The sequence below is a fragment of the Turicibacter sp. GALT-G1 genome (genome assembly GCF_025594995.1).
Taxonomy (GTDB): Bacteria; Bacillota_I; Bacilli_A; order MOL361; family Turicibacteraceae; genus Turicibacter; species Turicibacter bilis.
In genome coordinates this window covers 4269-4704 of sequence record NZ_JAMQUS010000110.1, presented here as the reverse complement: position 1 = coordinate 4704, position 436 = coordinate 4269, and the positions used below count along the sequence as shown (strand labels likewise).

General features: G+C 26.6%; 1 protein-coding gene. It reads left to right on the top strand.

Annotated elements, in window-relative coordinates; genetic code table 11:
- Positions 1-148: 148 nt before the first annotated feature.
- On the top strand, positions 149-436 hold a 288-nt coding region (locus NEH74_RS13375), incomplete at its 3' end, for a recombinase family protein (RefSeq protein ID WP_262941469.1).

Genomic DNA, 436 nt, shown 5'->3' with positions numbered 1-436 from the left:
AAATTTAAAGTACACTCTAATTTTACATTTTTTCTCCTGGTACAAATATGTTAAAATAGACTTTGAATTTAATTAATTTACACTTTGTAAAGTTATATTTAATTCTATTTTATAATTAATAGTAATAGTTATTATTTAAGGAGATAAAATGAAAATTGGTTATGTTAGAGTTAGTAGTTTAGATCAGAATGAGGAACGTCAGCTTGTTACTATGAAAAAGTATGAAGTTGAAAAAGTGTTCATAGAGAAAATGAGTGCTAAAGATAAAGATCGACCTAAATTACAAGAAATGTTAGATTATGTTCGAGATGGAGATAGCGTCATTGTTCATGATTTATCACGTTTAGCGAGAAATACGAAAGACTTATTAGAGATTGTAGAGTATCTGAATCAAAAAGAGGTTAATCTAGTAAGTGATAAAGAGCATATTGATAGC